General features: G+C 34.5%; 9 protein-coding genes and 1 pseudogene. 7 read left to right on the forward strand and 3 right to left on the reverse strand.

The genetic code is table 11. The features are described from left to right. Positions 1-137 precede the first annotated feature (137 nt). The gene (locus tag BN4220_RS12875) at positions 138-923 is read left to right on the forward strand and encodes a helix-turn-helix domain-containing protein (RefSeq protein WP_066716956.1); all 786 of its coding nucleotides are present in this window, start codon (positions 138-140) and stop codon (positions 921-923) included. A gap of 292 nt (positions 924-1,215) precedes the next feature. Here BN4220_RS12875 and BN4220_RS20510 read toward each other — a convergent pair whose 3' ends face one another. Together BN4220_RS20510 and BN4220_RS20515 are read right to left on the reverse strand one after the other, a co-directional pair. After that, the gene (locus tag BN4220_RS20510) at positions 1,216-1,944 is read right to left on the reverse strand and encodes a beta-xylosidase family glycoside hydrolase (RefSeq protein WP_242867838.1); all 729 of its coding nucleotides are present in this window, start codon (positions 1,942-1,944) and stop codon (positions 1,216-1,218) included. A 36-nt stretch (positions 1,945-1,980) separates the two neighbouring features. Further along, positions 1,981-2,886 (reverse strand): annotated as a pseudogene (locus BN4220_RS20515) (glycoside hydrolase family 43 protein); the annotation flags it as partial. 189 nt (positions 2,887-3,075) lie between these two features. Here BN4220_RS20515 and BN4220_RS12890 point away from each other — a divergent pair. The 3 genes from BN4220_RS12890 to BN4220_RS12900 all read left to right on the forward strand — a co-directional run bounded on the left by BN4220_RS12890 (position 3,076) and on the right by BN4220_RS12900 (position 11,102). Next, the gene (locus tag BN4220_RS12890; RefSeq protein ID WP_066716968.1) at positions 3,076-5,226 is read left to right on the forward strand and encodes a glycoside hydrolase family 3 C-terminal domain-containing protein; all 2,151 of its coding nucleotides are present in this window, start codon (positions 3,076-3,078) and stop codon (positions 5,224-5,226) included. 92 nt (positions 5,227-5,318) lie between these two features. Beyond that, positions 5,319-7,307, forward strand: a complete 1,989-nt coding sequence (locus tag BN4220_RS12895) for an alpha-glucuronidase (protein ID WP_066716971.1) — start codon at positions 5,319-5,321, stop codon at positions 7,305-7,307. Between the two features lie 216 nt (positions 7,308-7,523). After that, positions 7,524-11,102, forward strand: a complete 3,579-nt coding sequence (locus BN4220_RS12900; RefSeq protein ID WP_066716974.1) for a glycoside hydrolase family 2 TIM barrel-domain containing protein — start codon at positions 7,524-7,526, stop codon at positions 11,100-11,102. Between the two features lie 120 nt (positions 11,103-11,222). Here BN4220_RS12900 and BN4220_RS12905 read toward each other — a convergent pair whose 3' ends face one another. Continuing rightward, positions 11,223-12,179: an AraC family transcriptional regulator gene (locus BN4220_RS12905; protein ID WP_066716977.1), complete on the reverse strand. Its 957-nt coding sequence runs from the start codon at positions 12,177-12,179 to the stop codon at positions 11,223-11,225. Between the two features lie 371 nt (positions 12,180-12,550). Between BN4220_RS12905 and BN4220_RS12910 the strand changes: the two genes are divergently transcribed. The 3 genes from BN4220_RS12910 (at position 12,551) to BN4220_RS12920 (ending at position 16,244) form a co-directional block, all read left to right on the forward strand. Continuing rightward, positions 12,551-13,498, forward strand: a complete 948-nt coding sequence (locus BN4220_RS12910; protein ID WP_066716987.1) for an ABC transporter permease — start codon at positions 12,551-12,553, stop codon at positions 13,496-13,498. Positions 13,499-13,510: 12 nt separating this feature from the next. Then, complete coding sequence (locus BN4220_RS12915) at positions 13,511-14,434, forward strand: carbohydrate ABC transporter permease (protein WP_197467935.1); 924 nt, start codon at positions 13,511-13,513, stop codon at positions 14,432-14,434. Between the two features lie 70 nt (positions 14,435-14,504). Beyond that, on the forward strand, positions 14,505-16,244 hold the full coding sequence (locus BN4220_RS12920; RefSeq protein ID WP_148401741.1) for a sugar ABC transporter substrate-binding protein: 1,740 nt from the start codon (positions 14,505-14,507) through the stop codon (positions 16,242-16,244). The last annotated feature ends 94 nt before the right edge of the window (positions 16,245-16,338 follow it).

The raw sequence follows: 16,338 nt of genomic DNA on the forward strand, positions 1-16,338 counted from the left end.
ACATAAGATATATAAAATTGGACATTTCTTGCACTATTAGTGATTTGGGACTATATAAGTAAAATCATATTTATATGGTACCGTACATGTGTTTTTTCTCGGACTATGAGCAGCCATTACGTTAAATAGGAGGGACTATGCTTAATTATGAAAATCGTTCGGAGTTATTTAGCGCTTTTAACATTGAGAATTTAACATTTCCATCACACTTGCACACCTACATTGAAATTATTTATGGTATTGGAAATGGACTTTTCGTTGGCATTGATGGGAGAGAATATCAGTTAAGGAAGGGTGATTTTGCTATTGTGTTTCCAAATAGAATTCATAGCTATGAAACCTTTGATGCTTCTAAAGCAATTCTTATATTGTGTCCGTTAGAAATGGCGGGGGATTATCATTCTGTTTTAATAAAAAGTCATCCAGAGGTACCATTGCTACATTCAGAGATAGTACATAAGGATGTACCGTATTTAATTAATTCCATTATGGCGTTAAATGTTTCAGCAGAGAATGTATCACTTATGAAAGCATATATTCAATTAATTTTAGCATTGGTGTTGCCATATTTAAAATTAGTTAAGAATACAGATATCCAGCCACCTGGGAGAATGGAACGATTAATTATGTATTTATCTGAACATTTTACAGAAATGATATCTCTTGATTTATTAGCAGAATATTTGGGAATCAGTAAGTATAGTGTATCAAGAATTTTTAATGAAAAGCTTAAAGTTAGTTTAAGCGACTATGTGAATATGCTAAGGATTGATTTTGCTAAAAGTTTGCTACGAGGAACACAGGATAGCATACTTAGTATTAGTATGACTTGTGGTTATGAAACTCCAAGAACTTTTAATCGAGAATTTAAAAAAATATGCGGCTGTAGTCCAAGAGATTATCGGAATGTTAATAAAATATAGTATGGAAGGTCTGTTACGTATAGTTTTATGTGTATGTTATAAAATTCTTTGTAAGGTAAAAAATTGGAGTAATTATTCTTAGAATAAAGGGGGTATCACAAAATAAAGTTTTACTATGTACATCCAAATGTTTTTCGAAGAAGAAACAAACTTGTATTTTATACGAAAGAAAAGGTCAAGAATTGGTCATTTTGCCTTTAAGTCATCGTATATAATACAAGTTTGTTACGTAACAGAAAATCATGGAACAAACATATGAAACAATTTTATTTTGCGACAGCCTTTTTTAAATTTATAAATAACTTTCATAAGAAATCCAATCGAAATCTGCATAATTATTTTCTTTTTGTGAGTCAAAACTTCTAAACTCTGTTTTACCATCTTCCTTGTGAACATCCCCAATATATACACCGAGACAAGTACCTACAAATCCTCCAGCACGTTCTGTACTTAATATACTTGCATCAATATTCTGCGTTAAGTAATGATATTCCGTTTCGTTAAAAGAGTATGAAAAGCTTAATTGTTGTCTTTGGGATAAAACCTTTAAATAGATATAATCTTTATTAGTTCTCTCGCCTGAGTTTGGATTATTAAAAGTTATAATATTTTCTTTCGCAATTATCGTTTCGATACCATTTTTACACTCTATGAGTTGAAGACTAAGATGATTTTTCTCATTCTCTTTTAAAGGAGTTATAAAAAAGCGATAGTGAAATTCATTACTTTGCATTAAAACAATGCCCGTTTCTACAGAATCTGCAAATGGAGAGAGTAATAGCTTGGCTTCTAAGGAATAACAAAAGTTCGTTTGACGAATGAAAACGGCGGTTGGACTATTTTTATCTACGAGTCTTATTGGTGAAGAATATAGCCTTAAATGACTAGGATTGTCTTTTAAACTATAGTTTTCTTTTATTGGGTTACGAAGGTATAAAAAATAAGGTGGTAATTCATCTGTTTCAAAATGTTCAACAATAGAATGGCGTTTTACGGAATCATCGAAGGATTTTTCCTCCACTAATCCAATTCCATAATTAACAACAGGCCAACCGTCCTCCCAAGTAACAGGTACAAGAAACGTTTCCCGTCCAAGATTACAAAAGCCGTCACAAGGTCTTGAAGCAAGAAGAACCATAAACCATTCCCCTGTTGAAGTTTCTACAAGATCTGCATGCCCAGTATTGATAATTGGATAATTCTTACCAAGATGTCTATGGGTAAGAATAGGATTTCTCTTACAACCTTCAAAAGGTGTTGTTAGACTTTTGCTTCTAGCGATTGTTACTGCGTGGTTTAGACCAGTGCCACCCTCTGCAATCATCAAATAATAATAACCATCTTTTTTATAGATATGAGGCCCTTCTTGCCATTCACCGTCTCTAAGAGCTCCATGCCAAGCTGCATAGGAAGGTCCAATCAGTTTCATCGTTTTTAAATCTAATTCCTGAATATATATTTCATTATCTCCCTAAAAAGCACCGCCTTCCCTTCTTCCTTTTGTACCGCAATAATAACAACGTCCATCATCATCAAAAAAGAGAGAAGGATCGATTCCGTCCGCATCCTCAAGAAAATACGGATTCGACCAAGGACCAGTAGGTTTTTGAGCTGTTACAATAAAATTTCCTCCATGGGTTACATTTGTAGTAATCATATAATATGTACCTTGATAGTAGCGTATGGTAGGAGCAAAGATTCCTCCACTATGTTCTGTTTCTGATAGGTTAAGCTGTTCTTCACGGTCAAGAATATTACCAATCTGCGTCCAGTGAATTAAATCTTTGCTATGAAAGATAGGAACACCAGGGAAGTATGAAAAGGTTGAATTAACTAAATAGTAATCTTCACCAACCCTACAAATGGATGGGTCGGGATGAAATCCGGGAAGGATTGGGTTTTGGTAAATAGAAATTGACATTACAGCTCCTCCTTTTACAGTTATTTCAAAGTTTAATTCCATTGTAGAATGATTAACTATATTTGTAAATGGATTATAATATATGATTTTTAAATTATGAATATTGATGAAAATAGCAAGAAATGACTATATAAACGCAACGAATAGGGAGCGTAGAAAGAAAAAGAGAAATATAATAAGAATCAGCTAGTATGAACTAAAATTGAAATACTTCGTGATGAGGAGGTCTTTATGGATATTACAAATAACATAGTTAAGATTAAGCAGTATCAGGAGCGTGCAAAAGAGCTAGTGGCTAAAATGAGCCTAGAAGAAAAAGTGGATCAAACATTACATAGTGCACCAGCAATAGAACGCTTAGGTATAAAGGCATATAATTGGTGGAGTGAAGCTTTGCATGGGGTAGCAAGAGCAGGAGTTGCCACTGTATTTCCTCAAGCAATAGGATTAGCTGCAACATTTGATGAGGATTTTATAGAAAAAGTAGCAGATGCAATTTCTACAGAAGGTAGAGCAAAATTCAATATGCAGCAAAGGTTTGAAGATACTGACATATATAAAGGTTTGACTTTCTGGTCTCCAAATGTAAATATATTTCGCGATCCTAGATGGGGAAGAGGTCATGAAACGTTTGGTGAAGACCCATATTTAACCTCACGATTAGGAGTACGCTTTGTTAAGGGGTTACAAGGTCATGATGAAAATTATTTAAAAGCAGCGGCCTGTGCAAAGCATTTCGCAGTTCATAGTGGGCCTGAGGATGTAAGACATAGTTTTAACGCTGTTGTTAATAAACAGGATCTATATGAAACATATTTACCAGCCTTTAAAGCTTGTGTACAGGAAGCAAAAGTTGAGGCAGTGATGGGTGCCTATAACAGAACCAATGGAGAGCCTTGTTGTGGAAGTAAGGCGCTTCTTATTGATATTTTAAGAAAAGAATGGGGATTTGAAGGTCATGTAGTTAGTGATTGCTGGGCGATAAAAGATTTTCATGAAGGACACCAGGTGACAAATACACCAGTGGAATCTGTTTCTATGGCAATGAATAATGGTTGCGATTTAAATTGTGGAAATTTATTTTATTATCTAAAGCAAGCAGTTTTGGAGGGTAAGGTAAAAGAAGAGCGTCTTGATGAGGCATTAATTAATTTATTTACAACCAGAATGAAATTAGGAGTGTTTGATGAAAAAGGAGTAAATCCATTTGATAAGATTCCGTATTCTGTTGTAGATAGTAAGCAGATGCAAGAGCTGAACCTTGAAGCTGCTTCAAAATGTGTCGTATTGTTAAGAAATGAACATAATCTTTTACCACTGAATAAAAGTAAGATTAAAACCCTTGGGGTAATTGGACCAAACGCAAATAATCGTAAAGCATTGGTTGGAAATTACGAAGGAACCGCTTCTAGATATTGGACAATTCTTGAAGGAATTCAAGAATATTTAGGTGATGAAGTTAGAGTTATGGCATCGGATGGATGTCATTTATGTCATAATAGAATCCAAGGCTTAGGAAAACCAAATGACCGTATCGCAGAAGTTAAGGGGATTTGTGAAGATAGTGATGTTATTATCGCATGTATGGGACTGGATTCTAGCTTGGAAGGAGAAGAAGGTGATCGTGGCAATGAATTTGCCAGTGGTGATAAACCAAACTTAAATCTTCCAGGAATTCAACAAGAGGTATTAGAGACGATTAATCAATCTGGAAAGCCTGTAGTATTAGTGCTACTTTCTGGTAGTGCATTAGCGGTTAATTGGGCACAGGAGCATATCCCAGCTATTTTACAGGGATGGTACCCTGGGGCACAAGGTGGAAGAGCTATCGCAGAGATTCTATTTGGAGAAAAGAGCCCAGAAGGTAGACTTCCAGTAACCTTCTATCATTCCAGTGAGGAACTTCCGGATTTTACTGATTATAACATGGCAGGAAGAACTTATCGTTATATGAAACAGGAGGCATTATACCCATTTGGTTATGGCTTATCTTATACGAATTTTGAAATTAGTAATGTTGAAGCAAATCAAACAGATATCAAAATGGATGGAATCGATATTAGGGCTATCATAAAAAATGTTGGCTCAATGCAGGGAGTAGAGACGGTTCAAGCCTATGTCAAAGTGTGTGAAGAGAACACTCCAAATGCTCAACTAAAAGGTATTAAGAAAGTAGAACTAAAGCCTGGAGAAGAAAAAGAAATCGTAATTCATCTCCCTGTAGAAGCATTCGGATTGTACGATGAGGATGGAAAATTCCGAATCAAGCAGGGGAAAGTTTGCGTATATATTGGTGGCCAAGCGCCAGATAGTAGAAGTGAACAATTGACAGGAAAGAAAGTAAAAACCATTGAATTAATGATTGGAAATGATATACAATAAAAGAGGGGAGCTGCTAGTGGAAGAAGATCTTCCCATGGCAGCCTTTCCTTTTTATAAATGCAAGAGTTTTCGCTGTTATAAGGAGGGTATTTATGTGGACACAGTTGTGGCTTAATTATGAGAAAAGAAATGATTGCGGGAATAGTACATATATTTCAAGTATAGCGATTCGTGGGTTTGATCGGGAACATCCAATTGTTAAAAATGCGATCAGAGAACTTAAAGTTGGAGCATGTAAAATGTTACATATTAATCCTGTAGAAGTAGATTTTGATATGCTTCAGGAAGGAATTAAGATAATCCGTAATAACGAAGCTTCTAAGAAAGAGTGTTTTACGTTAAAAGAAGTAGATGGGGTTTTGAATTTAGAGGCTACGGATGAAAATGGATTATTATATGGTGTTTTTTATATATTACGATACATAGCCATGGAGAAAAATCTTAAGGGCATTAAGGAAAATCAAAGCCCCGATAATCCGTTACGTATGTTTAATCATTGGGACAATATGGATGGAAGCATTGAACGAGGATATTCGGGACACTCTTTTTTCTTTAAAAATAATGAAATTCTAGTTGATGAGCGAGTGTTAGATTATGCAAGGATGGCAGCAAGTGTAGGAATCAATGGCGTTGTTATTAATAATGTCAATGTAAAGGATGCAGCAACAAAACTAATTACTTCAAAGTATTTTAACCAACTTGCGAAACTATCTGAAATTTTTTCTGGCTATGGAATTCGACTTTTTCTTAGTCTAAACTTTGCATCTCCAATTGAGTTAGGGGATGTGGGGAGTGCAGATCCACTTGATCAAAAGGTAATTCTTTGGTGGAAAGAAAAGATGGCGGAGGTGTTTAAAAACATTCCGAATCTAGGTGGTTTTTTAGTGAAGGCAGATTCCGAAGGTAGACCTGGACCCTTTACCTATGGTAGAACACAGGCAGATGGAGCCAATATGCTTGCGGATATCGTAGACGAATATGGAGCCATCATTATATGGAGATGTTTTGTTTACAATTGCACACAAGACTGGAGAGATTATAAAACGGATCGAGCAAGAGCTGGCTATGATAATTTTATTAAAATGGATGGAGATTATCATAAGAATGTTATATTACAAATAAAAAATGGACCAATGGATTTTCAGGTAAGAGAACCAGTTTCTCCGTTACTTGGAGGGCTTAAGAATACGAATCAAATGCTAGAGGTACAAGTGGCACAAGAGTATACTGGTCATCAAATCGATATTTGTTATCTGATACCTATGTTTAAAGAAGTATTAGATTTTAAGACGTATTGCAAAGATACGGAGGATACAGTTGCAGACATAATTAGTGGAAGAACCTTTGGAAAATTAAATACTGGAATTGCAGCAGTGACGAATACAGGCAATGATGAAAACTGGACAGGAAATGATTTGGCAGCAGCAAATCTATATGGATTTGGTCGTCTAGCGTTTCAGACATCATTAACAGCAGAAGAAATTGCTGAGGAATTTATAAGGATGTTAATATCCAATGATGAAGAGGTCGTAAACACAATTAAGGAAATTTTATTGAAGTCTAGGGAAGTATATGAAAGTTATACGGCACCATTAGGTATTGGATGGATGGTGACACCTCATACACATTACGGACCAAGTGTGGACGGTTATGAGTATTCTAGATGGGGTACCTATCATAGAGCGGATCACCTTGGTATTGGGGTTGATAGAACGATAAATGGAACTGATTATGTGAGTCAGTATTATGAGCCAAATGCTTCTATGTATAATGACATTAAGACTTGTCCAGAAGAATTGTTGTTATTCTTTCATCATGTTCCTTATACCTATCAATTATCTAGTGGAAAGACTTTAATACAGCATATTTATGATAGTCATTTTGATGGAGTAAATGAAGTAGAAGCAATGATTGCTTCCTGGGAGAAATTAAAGGAGAAATTACCTCAACCGATTTATGAGCTTGTAAGTAATCGTTTTATGAAACAATTAGATAATGCAAAAGAATGGAGAGATCAGGTAAATTCCTATTTTTATCGAAAGAGTGGAATTGCTGATGAAAAAGGTAGAAAGATTTATTAACTTAAACTTTGCAATTAGTAAATGAATATTTGATAAATTCAGAATTTAATTTATCTATATTACCATGATTAAAACTTTTTCATTTTTGTTCCGATTCCTCATTTGGAAGCTACTAATGACTTATAACTTTGACAAAAACAGATATAAAAAGTTCAAAATCCTCACTTTGTTCTTCAAACAGTGAACTTTTTATATCTAAATCAAAAGGAGGTACTTATGGGAAGTATAAGATTATTTAATGACGAATGGACTTTTTTAAAGACGAAACTTGATGTCACGAAAGAAGAGGCACTTGCTAATTTGGAGCAATTTAGACAAGTTGATATTCCTCATGATTGGCTGATTTATAATGTACATAATTTGTATGAAGATAGTTGTGGTTGGTATTATAAAAAATTTAATTTAAGTTCTACATTAGAGTCATTGGGAAGTGTTTTTCTTCGATTTGATGGGGTTTATATGGACTCAACGGTATATGTCAACAATCAAAAAGTCGGTGATTGGAAATACGGGTATTCTGCTATTACACATGATATCACCAAAGCGTTAAGAAATGGTGAAAATGAGGTACTTGTACAGGTTAGATTTCAATCGCCAAACAGTCGATGGTATTCTGGTGCAGGTATTTTTCGTAATGTTTATATCAAAGAATGTAGCAGAGCATTTCTACCATTGGATGGAACGTATATCTCTATCAATGAGCAAGGAGAGGATTATCTCTTAGAGGTTGAAACCGAAGTAGAGGGACAAATCACTGAAGACATTATGTGTCACTATTCTTTATGGTTTGAGAATGAAATGATTCAGGACTTTGGGATGCAGAAAGTGTCTATGTTAAAGGAAAGTAGCAATGTTAATGATAGTAATTCTGCAGTATTAAAGGAAAGTAGTGAAGTTAATGGCAGTGAATCTGCGTCATTGAAGGACAGTAGTAATATAAATGGTAGTAAATTTGCGTCATTAAAGGAGATAATAAAAAATCCGAGAATTTGGGATGTTGATTCTCCCCAATGTTATGAACTACAAGTGGAATTATATGATACATCCTGCAATGAATGTCTAGATTCTGAGAGGATTACCATAGGATTTCGATCAATGAAATTTAATCCAGAACTAGGATTTATCTTAAATGGACGACAATTAAAAGTTCATGGGGTATGTGAGCACCATGATTTTGGATGCCTTGGAGCGGCATTTTATAAAGAAGCAATGCGAAGGAAGTTTAAAATACTTCGTGAAATGGGCGTAAATGCTCTTAGAACAAGTCATAATATGCCTGCAAAAGAAGTTATGGAATTAGCCGATGAAATGGGTTTTTTAATTGTAAATGAAGCTTTTGATATGTGGGAGAGAAATAAAACAGAATACGATTATGCACGTTTCTTTATAGAATGGGCAAAGGAAGATGTGAAGAGTTGGATTCGCCGTGACAGAAATCATCCAAGTTTAATGTTATGGTCCATTGGAAATGAAATCTATGATACACATGTGGATGAGCATGGCCAGGAAATAACGGAAAGGCTAGTCTGGCTAGTACGTGAACATGATCCGAAAGAAAATGCATTAATAACAATTGGTTCAAATTATATGCCTTGGGAAAATGCAAGAAAGTGTGCCGATATTGTTAAAATTGCAGGTTATAATTATGCGGAAAAATATTATGAGGCTCATCATAAGGAGTACAAGGATTGGGTGATTTATGGAAGTGAAACTGCATCACTTGTACAAAGCAGAGGAGTATATAAATTTCCATTGTCAAAACCAATTTTATCAGATGAAGATGAGCAATGTTCAGCATTGGGAAATTCCACCACGAGTTGGGGGACAAAAAATGCAGAGCAATGCATTATAGATGACCGTGATGCTAAATTTTGTTTTGGTCAATTTATATGGACTGGATTTGATTACATCGGTGAGCCGACACCATATCACACGAAAAACTCTTATTTTGGTCAGCTAGATACGGCTGGATTTCCAAAAGATGCGTATTATATTTTTAAAGCAGAGTGGACGGATGCAAAGAAGAACCCAATGGTACATGTATTTCCGTATTGGGATTTTAATGAGGGGCAGTTAATTGATGTGCGTGCATGTACCAACGGGGCAGCAGTTGAGCTTTTTGTAAATGATATTTCATATGGATGTCAGGCAATTAATCATGAAACTGGTAAAAAATTATTAGGTGAATGGAAGGTTCCTTATTCCCCTGGAACTATAAAGGCAATTGCCTATGACATTGATGGAGAACCAATTGCAGAAGAAGTGAGAAATTCATTCCTAGACGCAAAACAGATTACTCTGTCTGCGGATAAAACAAAATTGCTAGCTAATGGAGAAGATTTATGTTTCCTTACAATCGCAGTGGAAGATGAATTCATGAATCCTGTGGAAAATGCAATGAATTATGTAACGGTAACCCTTGATGGACCAGGTAGATTGCTGGGATTAGACAATGGAGACAGTACAGATTATGACGAATATAAAAGTAATGTAAGAAAACTTTTTAATGGAAAGTTACTGGCAGTGATTGGAACAACATGTAAAGCTGGAGAAATCAAAGTTACTTTATCAGGAGAAGGCCTAAAAAGTAGCACCATTACTCTTACTTTGGTAGAATCTAAGATAAGGGAAGAAATCTGTGCAAGGGAGGATTTTCGGAGTTATGATAGAAGTGAAAAAGGGCATCCGATTATCCCTGTTAGAAAAATAGAACTATCTCTTAAAGAAGGAAATGAACTAAATGAAAATGTAAAAGAGCTGATGTGCAAAGCATATATTTATCCGGAGGATGCTTCTGATACAAACTTGATTTGGAAAGTAGTAAATGACTCTGGAATAGAAATATCCTATGCACAAGTAGAAGAAATTAAAAATGAGGGTAACGTTCATATAGCAAAGGTGAAAGCGATTGGAGATGGAGATTTTTATGTAAGATGTATGTCAAAAAGCGGAACGGATAAGATAAGAATTATATCTTCCATGAATTTTCATGCAAAAGGGATAGGGCGAGCGTTCTTAAATCCTTACGAATTTATTTATGCAGGACTATGTACAGATACAATTGGTGACATTGGAAATGGGAATGAAAAAGGAATTTCAACTTCTAGAGACGGGATAAGTGGTGTCATATATAAAAACCTCGATTTTGGGGATTATGGATCTGATGAAATCACCATACCAATTTTTGCTTTAACTAGCGATGAATATGAAATCGAGATATGGCAAGGAAGCCCGAATGAGTTAGGTAGTGAAAAATTAACGACAGTAACTTATCAAAAAGAGTCTATTTGGAATACCTATCAAGAAGAGACTTATTTGTTACCTCGTAGAATCAAAGGAATCGCTACGATTGCATTTATGTTAAAGGAAAAAGTACATATAAAAGGATTTAAGTTTCGTAAGCTGAATAAGGCAATTAGCAAAGTTAATGCAGCAGAATGCAACCGAGTATATGGAGATGACTTTATCATTGAATCAGAGGCAGTCACAGGTATTGGAAATAACGTTACATTAGAATATGAGAATATGGATTTTGGAAGCGAAGGAGTAAGTAAAATTGAGATTACTGGAAGAACACCTCTATCCGTAAATACAATACATATTCATTTCACGAAAGAGGATGGAACAAAACAAAATTGCATCGTAGAATTTGATAAGAGGAATGAAAATTCTACAAACCTTGATTATGTAAGTCAGTTGTTTGAAATCGATAAATTAGAAGGAAAAGGAACGGTAGCATTTGTATTCTTACCAGGAAGTAATTTTGACTTTAATTCCTTTCAATTTATCAGGTAGTAAAAGCTCATCCATCGTTTTTGTTTATCAGGTAGTAAAACTCATCCTATTTTTTGGTTATCAGGTAGTAAATAATCGTCCATGTCATCTGATTTATAAGGTTTAATAATAGCCTGCACTTTATAGTGAGTGCAGGCTTATGTTATAGAGATTCCTGTATTCGGAAGGAGTACAGTTTTTAATTTTTTTAAAGGTACGGTTAAATGTAGATAGACTAGAAAAGCCAGATTGTAATGCGATTTCTGTAATTGTTATCTCAGGATTAAGGAGTAAGTTTTCTGCGGATTTAATCCTTAGATAACATAGATAATCATAAAAGTTATAACCAGAACATTGTTTAAAGAGTCTGGAAAAGTGAAACTTTGAAAAGCCAGCAATATCAGAAACCATTTCAAGTGTAATAGGGTCCATATAATGCTCATCTAAGTAATCAAATACCTTATTTAATTTTTCAATTAGATATTTTTGCTTACTAGTATTAAGTCCTGCATAGGCTTTGGTATCCTCCATTGACATTCGAAATTTTCCTAGGTAAGCAAAAAAGTTTAAAAGATTTGAGTAGATTAGTAACTCTCTCAGACTGTCTTGACTAAAATAATCGTTACACATCTGTGCCAATAAAAAGGCCTCTTTATCGTAAATAGAACCATAGTTATTTTTATTAATAATAATAGGTTGCGATAAATAAGGTGTTAGGTAGGAAAAGCCTTTTATTTTGGAAAGTATAGAAAAGTCAAACAAAAATATGAGTCTAGTTCCATAAGATGGTGCGATTAAATGATGTAATTCTCCTGCTGGAATTATAAAAATATCTCCGGATTTTAGAACATATGTATTCTGGCCAACGATAACAGTATATCCATTTTCTAGTGGCATTATGATTTCTATTGCAGGGTGCCAGTGAGTTGAGTAATCAAGGGCTTCTTTGTTCACCCAAAAGCGGATTGTAGATCCAGGAAGATAATTTACAACTTCATAATTACCGTCTACTACTCGTAAAAATTCTTCGTATTCTTGTTGTTGGCGATATCTAATAAGTAAATCATCATCTAAAATATGTTGTAAAATAGCTTCCATAATTTCTCCCTCCAAAGAAAATTTCTGAGGTGACCTTTTTAATATTAAACTAAAAAAACTATTCGTTGTAAGCATATAAAATACTACACCATTATTGCTATTATAAAAAATGGTAAAATGTAGTAGTATATAAAATATGCACAAGTATGACGTAAAAAATGATAGTAACTGCAACATGTTGTTTATAAGCAATGATAGCATAAATAAAATTAAATGGCAATATGTTGAAAAAATAATTAGTTCACGTTTTAAAAATAGCAAAAAGTGTAAAACGATATAGCAATATATGATAGGCAGATAATTTGGGCTGGTATTATAATGAAAGTAATAACAAACGTTTTATCAGGAATAAACAGGAGGAGGTACATAATATGAGCAAAAAAGATAGAACGAAAATGCCAAAAAGAAAACAAGAACCTTTGGTGCGTCATATCAAGAAAAATTGGCGTCTCTATGCATTTTTAGTGATACCAGTTATTTATTACATTGTCTTTCGTTACATACCTATGTTTGGGAATATCATAGCATTTCGAAGATATCGCGCTGGAAGTAATATTTTTGGTGATGAATGGAGTGGTTTAAAGTATTTTAGACAATTTTTGAAAGATTTTAGTTTTTGGAGAGCATTTAAGAACACATTAACGTTAAATTTTTCCTACCTATTAGTTCGCTTTCCAGCTACTTTAATATTTGCACTTTTGCTAAATGAGGTAAGGCGTTTACCATGGAAAAAGTTTGTTCAAACAGTTTCTTATTTACCACATTTTATATCAATGGTTGTTGTTGCAGGTATGGTAAAAGAAATTATTTCAGCCAATGGTCCAATCAATGCTTTTCTTAAAGCAATAGGGAAGGACACAATCTCTTTTATCTCAATTCCAAAGTGGTTTCCAGCAATATTTGTAACATCTGGAATCTGGCAAGGACTTGGATGGGGAACAATCCTTTATTTGGCTGCCATTTCAAATATTAATCCGAATCTTTATGAGGCAGCACAGATCGATGGAGCAAATCGTTTTAAACGAGTTTGGCATATCACATTACCTTGTATTATGCCTACCATTACAACCTTATTAATTCTTGATATTGGTGGACTTGTTGGTTCAGGCGGTGCATTTGAAAAGGTATTTTTATTATATAATTCAATGATTTATGAAAGTGCTGATATTGTGTCTACATATGTTTATCGAATGGGTGTAGGTTCAGGAAATTATAGTTATGCAACAGCGGTTGGTTTGTTTGAAGGATTAATAAGTCTAACGCTACTGACAATTGCTAATATAGCATCTAAAAAAGTATCCGACAGTGGATTATGGTAAGGAGGGGTGCGTATGTTTAAAAGAGCAAAAGAATCAAAAGCTGATCTAATGTCATCAGCACCTAAGCTTAAGATGTCTACTGGATATAAGGTTTTCACCGTATGTAATACGATTATCTTAGCCTTAATTGCGATTATGACTTTTTATCCGTTTCTTTATTTAGTAGCACAATCGTTCTCATCAGAGGCTGCAATATACTCAGGTAAAATTACTTTTTATCCGGTGGATTTTACAATAGCTACTTATCTATCCGTGGTATCAAAGGGAGACTTTATAAAATATTACGGCAATACCATTCTTTATACCTTGGTAGGAACTACACTTTCTGTATTACTTTCCTCCATGCTGGCTTATCCTTTATCTAAGCCAGAATTGCGGTTAAATAAATTTTTCGGACCATTTATTATATTTACGATGTATTTCGGTGGAGGTTTAATTCCAAACTACGTATTAATGAATGCTCTTGGTTTACGAAATACAACGGCTGCATTTATTCTTCCAGGAATGATTGGAACCTATTATGTGTTATTGATTCGTTCTTTTTATATCGGTCTTCCACGTGAATTAGAGGAAGCAGCAGAAATTGATGGGTTAACGAAATTTGGAGTGTTTTTTAAGATTATTTTTCCACTATCAAAACCAATAACAGCAACAATGCTCTTATTTTATGCAGCTAGCTATTGGAGTAACTGGTTTAATGCCTTTTTATACTTAGAAAACAGAACCAAATGGCCAGTTGCTTATTACATACGTCAAATCATACAAGGTGCAACTACAACAAGTGAAATTGGTGCAAATGATGCAGGAGCGGCACAGGTCGCAGCTAATATACGTTCTACCTCGATGGTACTAATGGTACTACCTATCATCTGTATATATCCATTTATACAGAAATACTTCGTACAAGGAATGATGCTTGGTGGAGTTAAGGAATAAATAATATTGTTATATTTCCGGTGGGGACCGGTGAAATATAAAGAGAATGGTAATAAGAGAAGGAGGATGTATGATGAAAAATAAGTTTTTGTGTATGCTACTATGTGCTATTATGGTGATTTCCCTTGTAAGCTGTGGAGGAAAGTCAAATGACACAGGTAAAAAAGTGGATAGTGGTAATACTTCTACAGTTGAAAAAGTGGATAATAGTGTTACGCCTACAGAAGAGAAACTCGGATATACCTTTGGCGAAAACTTTCATTCGGATGATCCAGTAAGCTATACAATGTTTTGGAGTGACCATGAGATGTATCCTTATCAGGATTCCTGGGAAATCTTTGATAAAATTAAGGAAGTTACAAATGTAACCTTAGATTTTAAAGATTACTCTATTGCACGTACCGATTATGACGCAAAGAAAGCTTTGATGATTAATTCAGGGCAATCAGCTTATATTATCCCAAAAACTTATGATGAGTCTGCATTTGTTGATGGTGGTGCAGTTGTGGCAGTTTCTGAATGGACTCAGTATATGCCTAATTATACAGCCTTTGTTGAGAAATATAATCTACAGCCAGATTTGGATACATTAAAAAAGGCAGATGGAAAGTATTATAGATTGCCTGGTTTAAAAGAAGCACCAGAACAGGATTATACTCTAATTATAAGGAAAGATATTTTTGATGCAGCGGGTGTTGATGTTGCTGCTATAGAGAAAGATTGGAAATGGAATGATTTATACGATGCGTTAGTTAAAGTAAAAGAATATATGGTTTCAAAGGGAATGTGTGCTGCAGGCGATTATATCTGGTCAGAAAGATGGCCTGGTGATGATGGTTCTGGTGGCAACTTACTAAAACTAATGGGATCTTCCTACGGAGTACCAGCAGGTTGGGCAGTTGGCAATGGTATGGCATATAACGCAGAAAAAGATGAATGGTATTTTGCTTCTATTTCAGAGGATTATAAAGAATTTATTACGATGTTAAATAAATTCATTAAAGGTGGACTTTTAGATCCAGAATCCTTTACTCAGACAGATGAGCAGGCTTGTCAAAAATTCTATCGTGGCGAAACAGTTATCTTTGGAACGAATAAAGCAGTGTATACGGATTATATTGCAAACTTAAATAGTACTTTGGGTGAAGGTAAGTACGAATTATATATTACAGTTTATCCAATGGGAAATAAGCCATATACTTCTGAAAATTATCGTCTTGAAAATGGTGTTATGATTGCATCGAAAGCACTTAAGGATCTTGGAGAAGAAGGATTTATAAAATTCATTCGATTTGTGGATTGGTTATTCTACTCAGAGGTTTCCTATGACCTTAGAAAATGGGGTGTAGAAGGAGAAACTTATGAGGTAGTTAAGGATGAAACTACTGGTAAGAATATTAAGAAACTATTACCACAATGGTATTGTGGTGGTTTAGCAATTGCGCAAACTTCAGATGATCAAAAAGATATGAGAATTGAACTTGGTTATGCAGGCGGCGTATTCTATTACGGAGGAACAGTAGCTCAGATTTCAGATGCTTATAACCCTGTATTACAAGATTATTTTAGAAGAAGCAATGAATACAGAGAGTTAAAGCCACTTGATCCTACATTTGCTGGAACAGAGGATGAAAATGAACAAATGAATCTTTGGAAAACTCCGTTAATTGACAACGTTAATAGTTGGAGCTTACAGTTTGCAACAGGACAAAAAGATATTGAAGCGGACTGGGATGCTTATGTAAGTAGTTGTAAGAACTTAATGTGTGATCAGTTAGCAAACTTATATAATGAAATATATAAGAGATAGATACAAACTTTTAAATCAAAAAGGAGTTCAAACAGGTCTAAAAAAACTTTAATTTGGCTCATACGAAATGGGAAAGCAAGTACCAAAAGCCAAT

The sequence above is a fragment of the Clostridium sp. Marseille-P299 genome, from assembly GCF_900078195.1.
Lineage (GTDB): Bacteria > Bacillota > Clostridia > Lachnospirales > Lachnospiraceae > Lachnoclostridium.

Bases quoted from the DNA above. Each gene is read 5' to 3' on its own strand.
- BN4220_RS12905 (WP_066716977.1), bottom strand. From the start codon at position 12,179: ATGGAAGCTATTTTACAACATATTTTAGATGATGATTTACTTATTAGA.
- BN4220_RS12915 (WP_197467935.1), top strand. From the start codon at position 13,511: ATGTTTAAAAGAGCAAAAGAATCAAAAGCTGATCTAATGTCATCAGCA.
- BN4220_RS12895 (WP_066716971.1), top strand. From the start codon at position 5,319: ATGTGGACACAGTTGTGGCTTAATTATGAGAAAAGAAATGATTGCGGG.
- BN4220_RS12910 (WP_066716987.1), top strand. From the start codon at position 12,551: ATGAGCAAAAAAGATAGAACGAAAATGCCAAAAAGAAAACAAGAACCT.
- BN4220_RS12890 (WP_066716968.1), top strand. From the start codon at position 3,076: ATGGATATTACAAATAACATAGTTAAGATTAAGCAGTATCAGGAGCGT.
- BN4220_RS12900 (WP_066716974.1), top strand. From the start codon at position 7,524: ATGGGAAGTATAAGATTATTTAATGACGAATGGACTTTTTTAAAGACG.
- BN4220_RS12920 (WP_148401741.1), top strand. From the start codon at position 14,505: ATGATGAAAAATAAGTTTTTGTGTATGCTACTATGTGCTATTATGGTG.
- BN4220_RS12875 (WP_066716956.1), top strand. From the start codon at position 138: ATGCTTAATTATGAAAATCGTTCGGAGTTATTTAGCGCTTTTAACATT.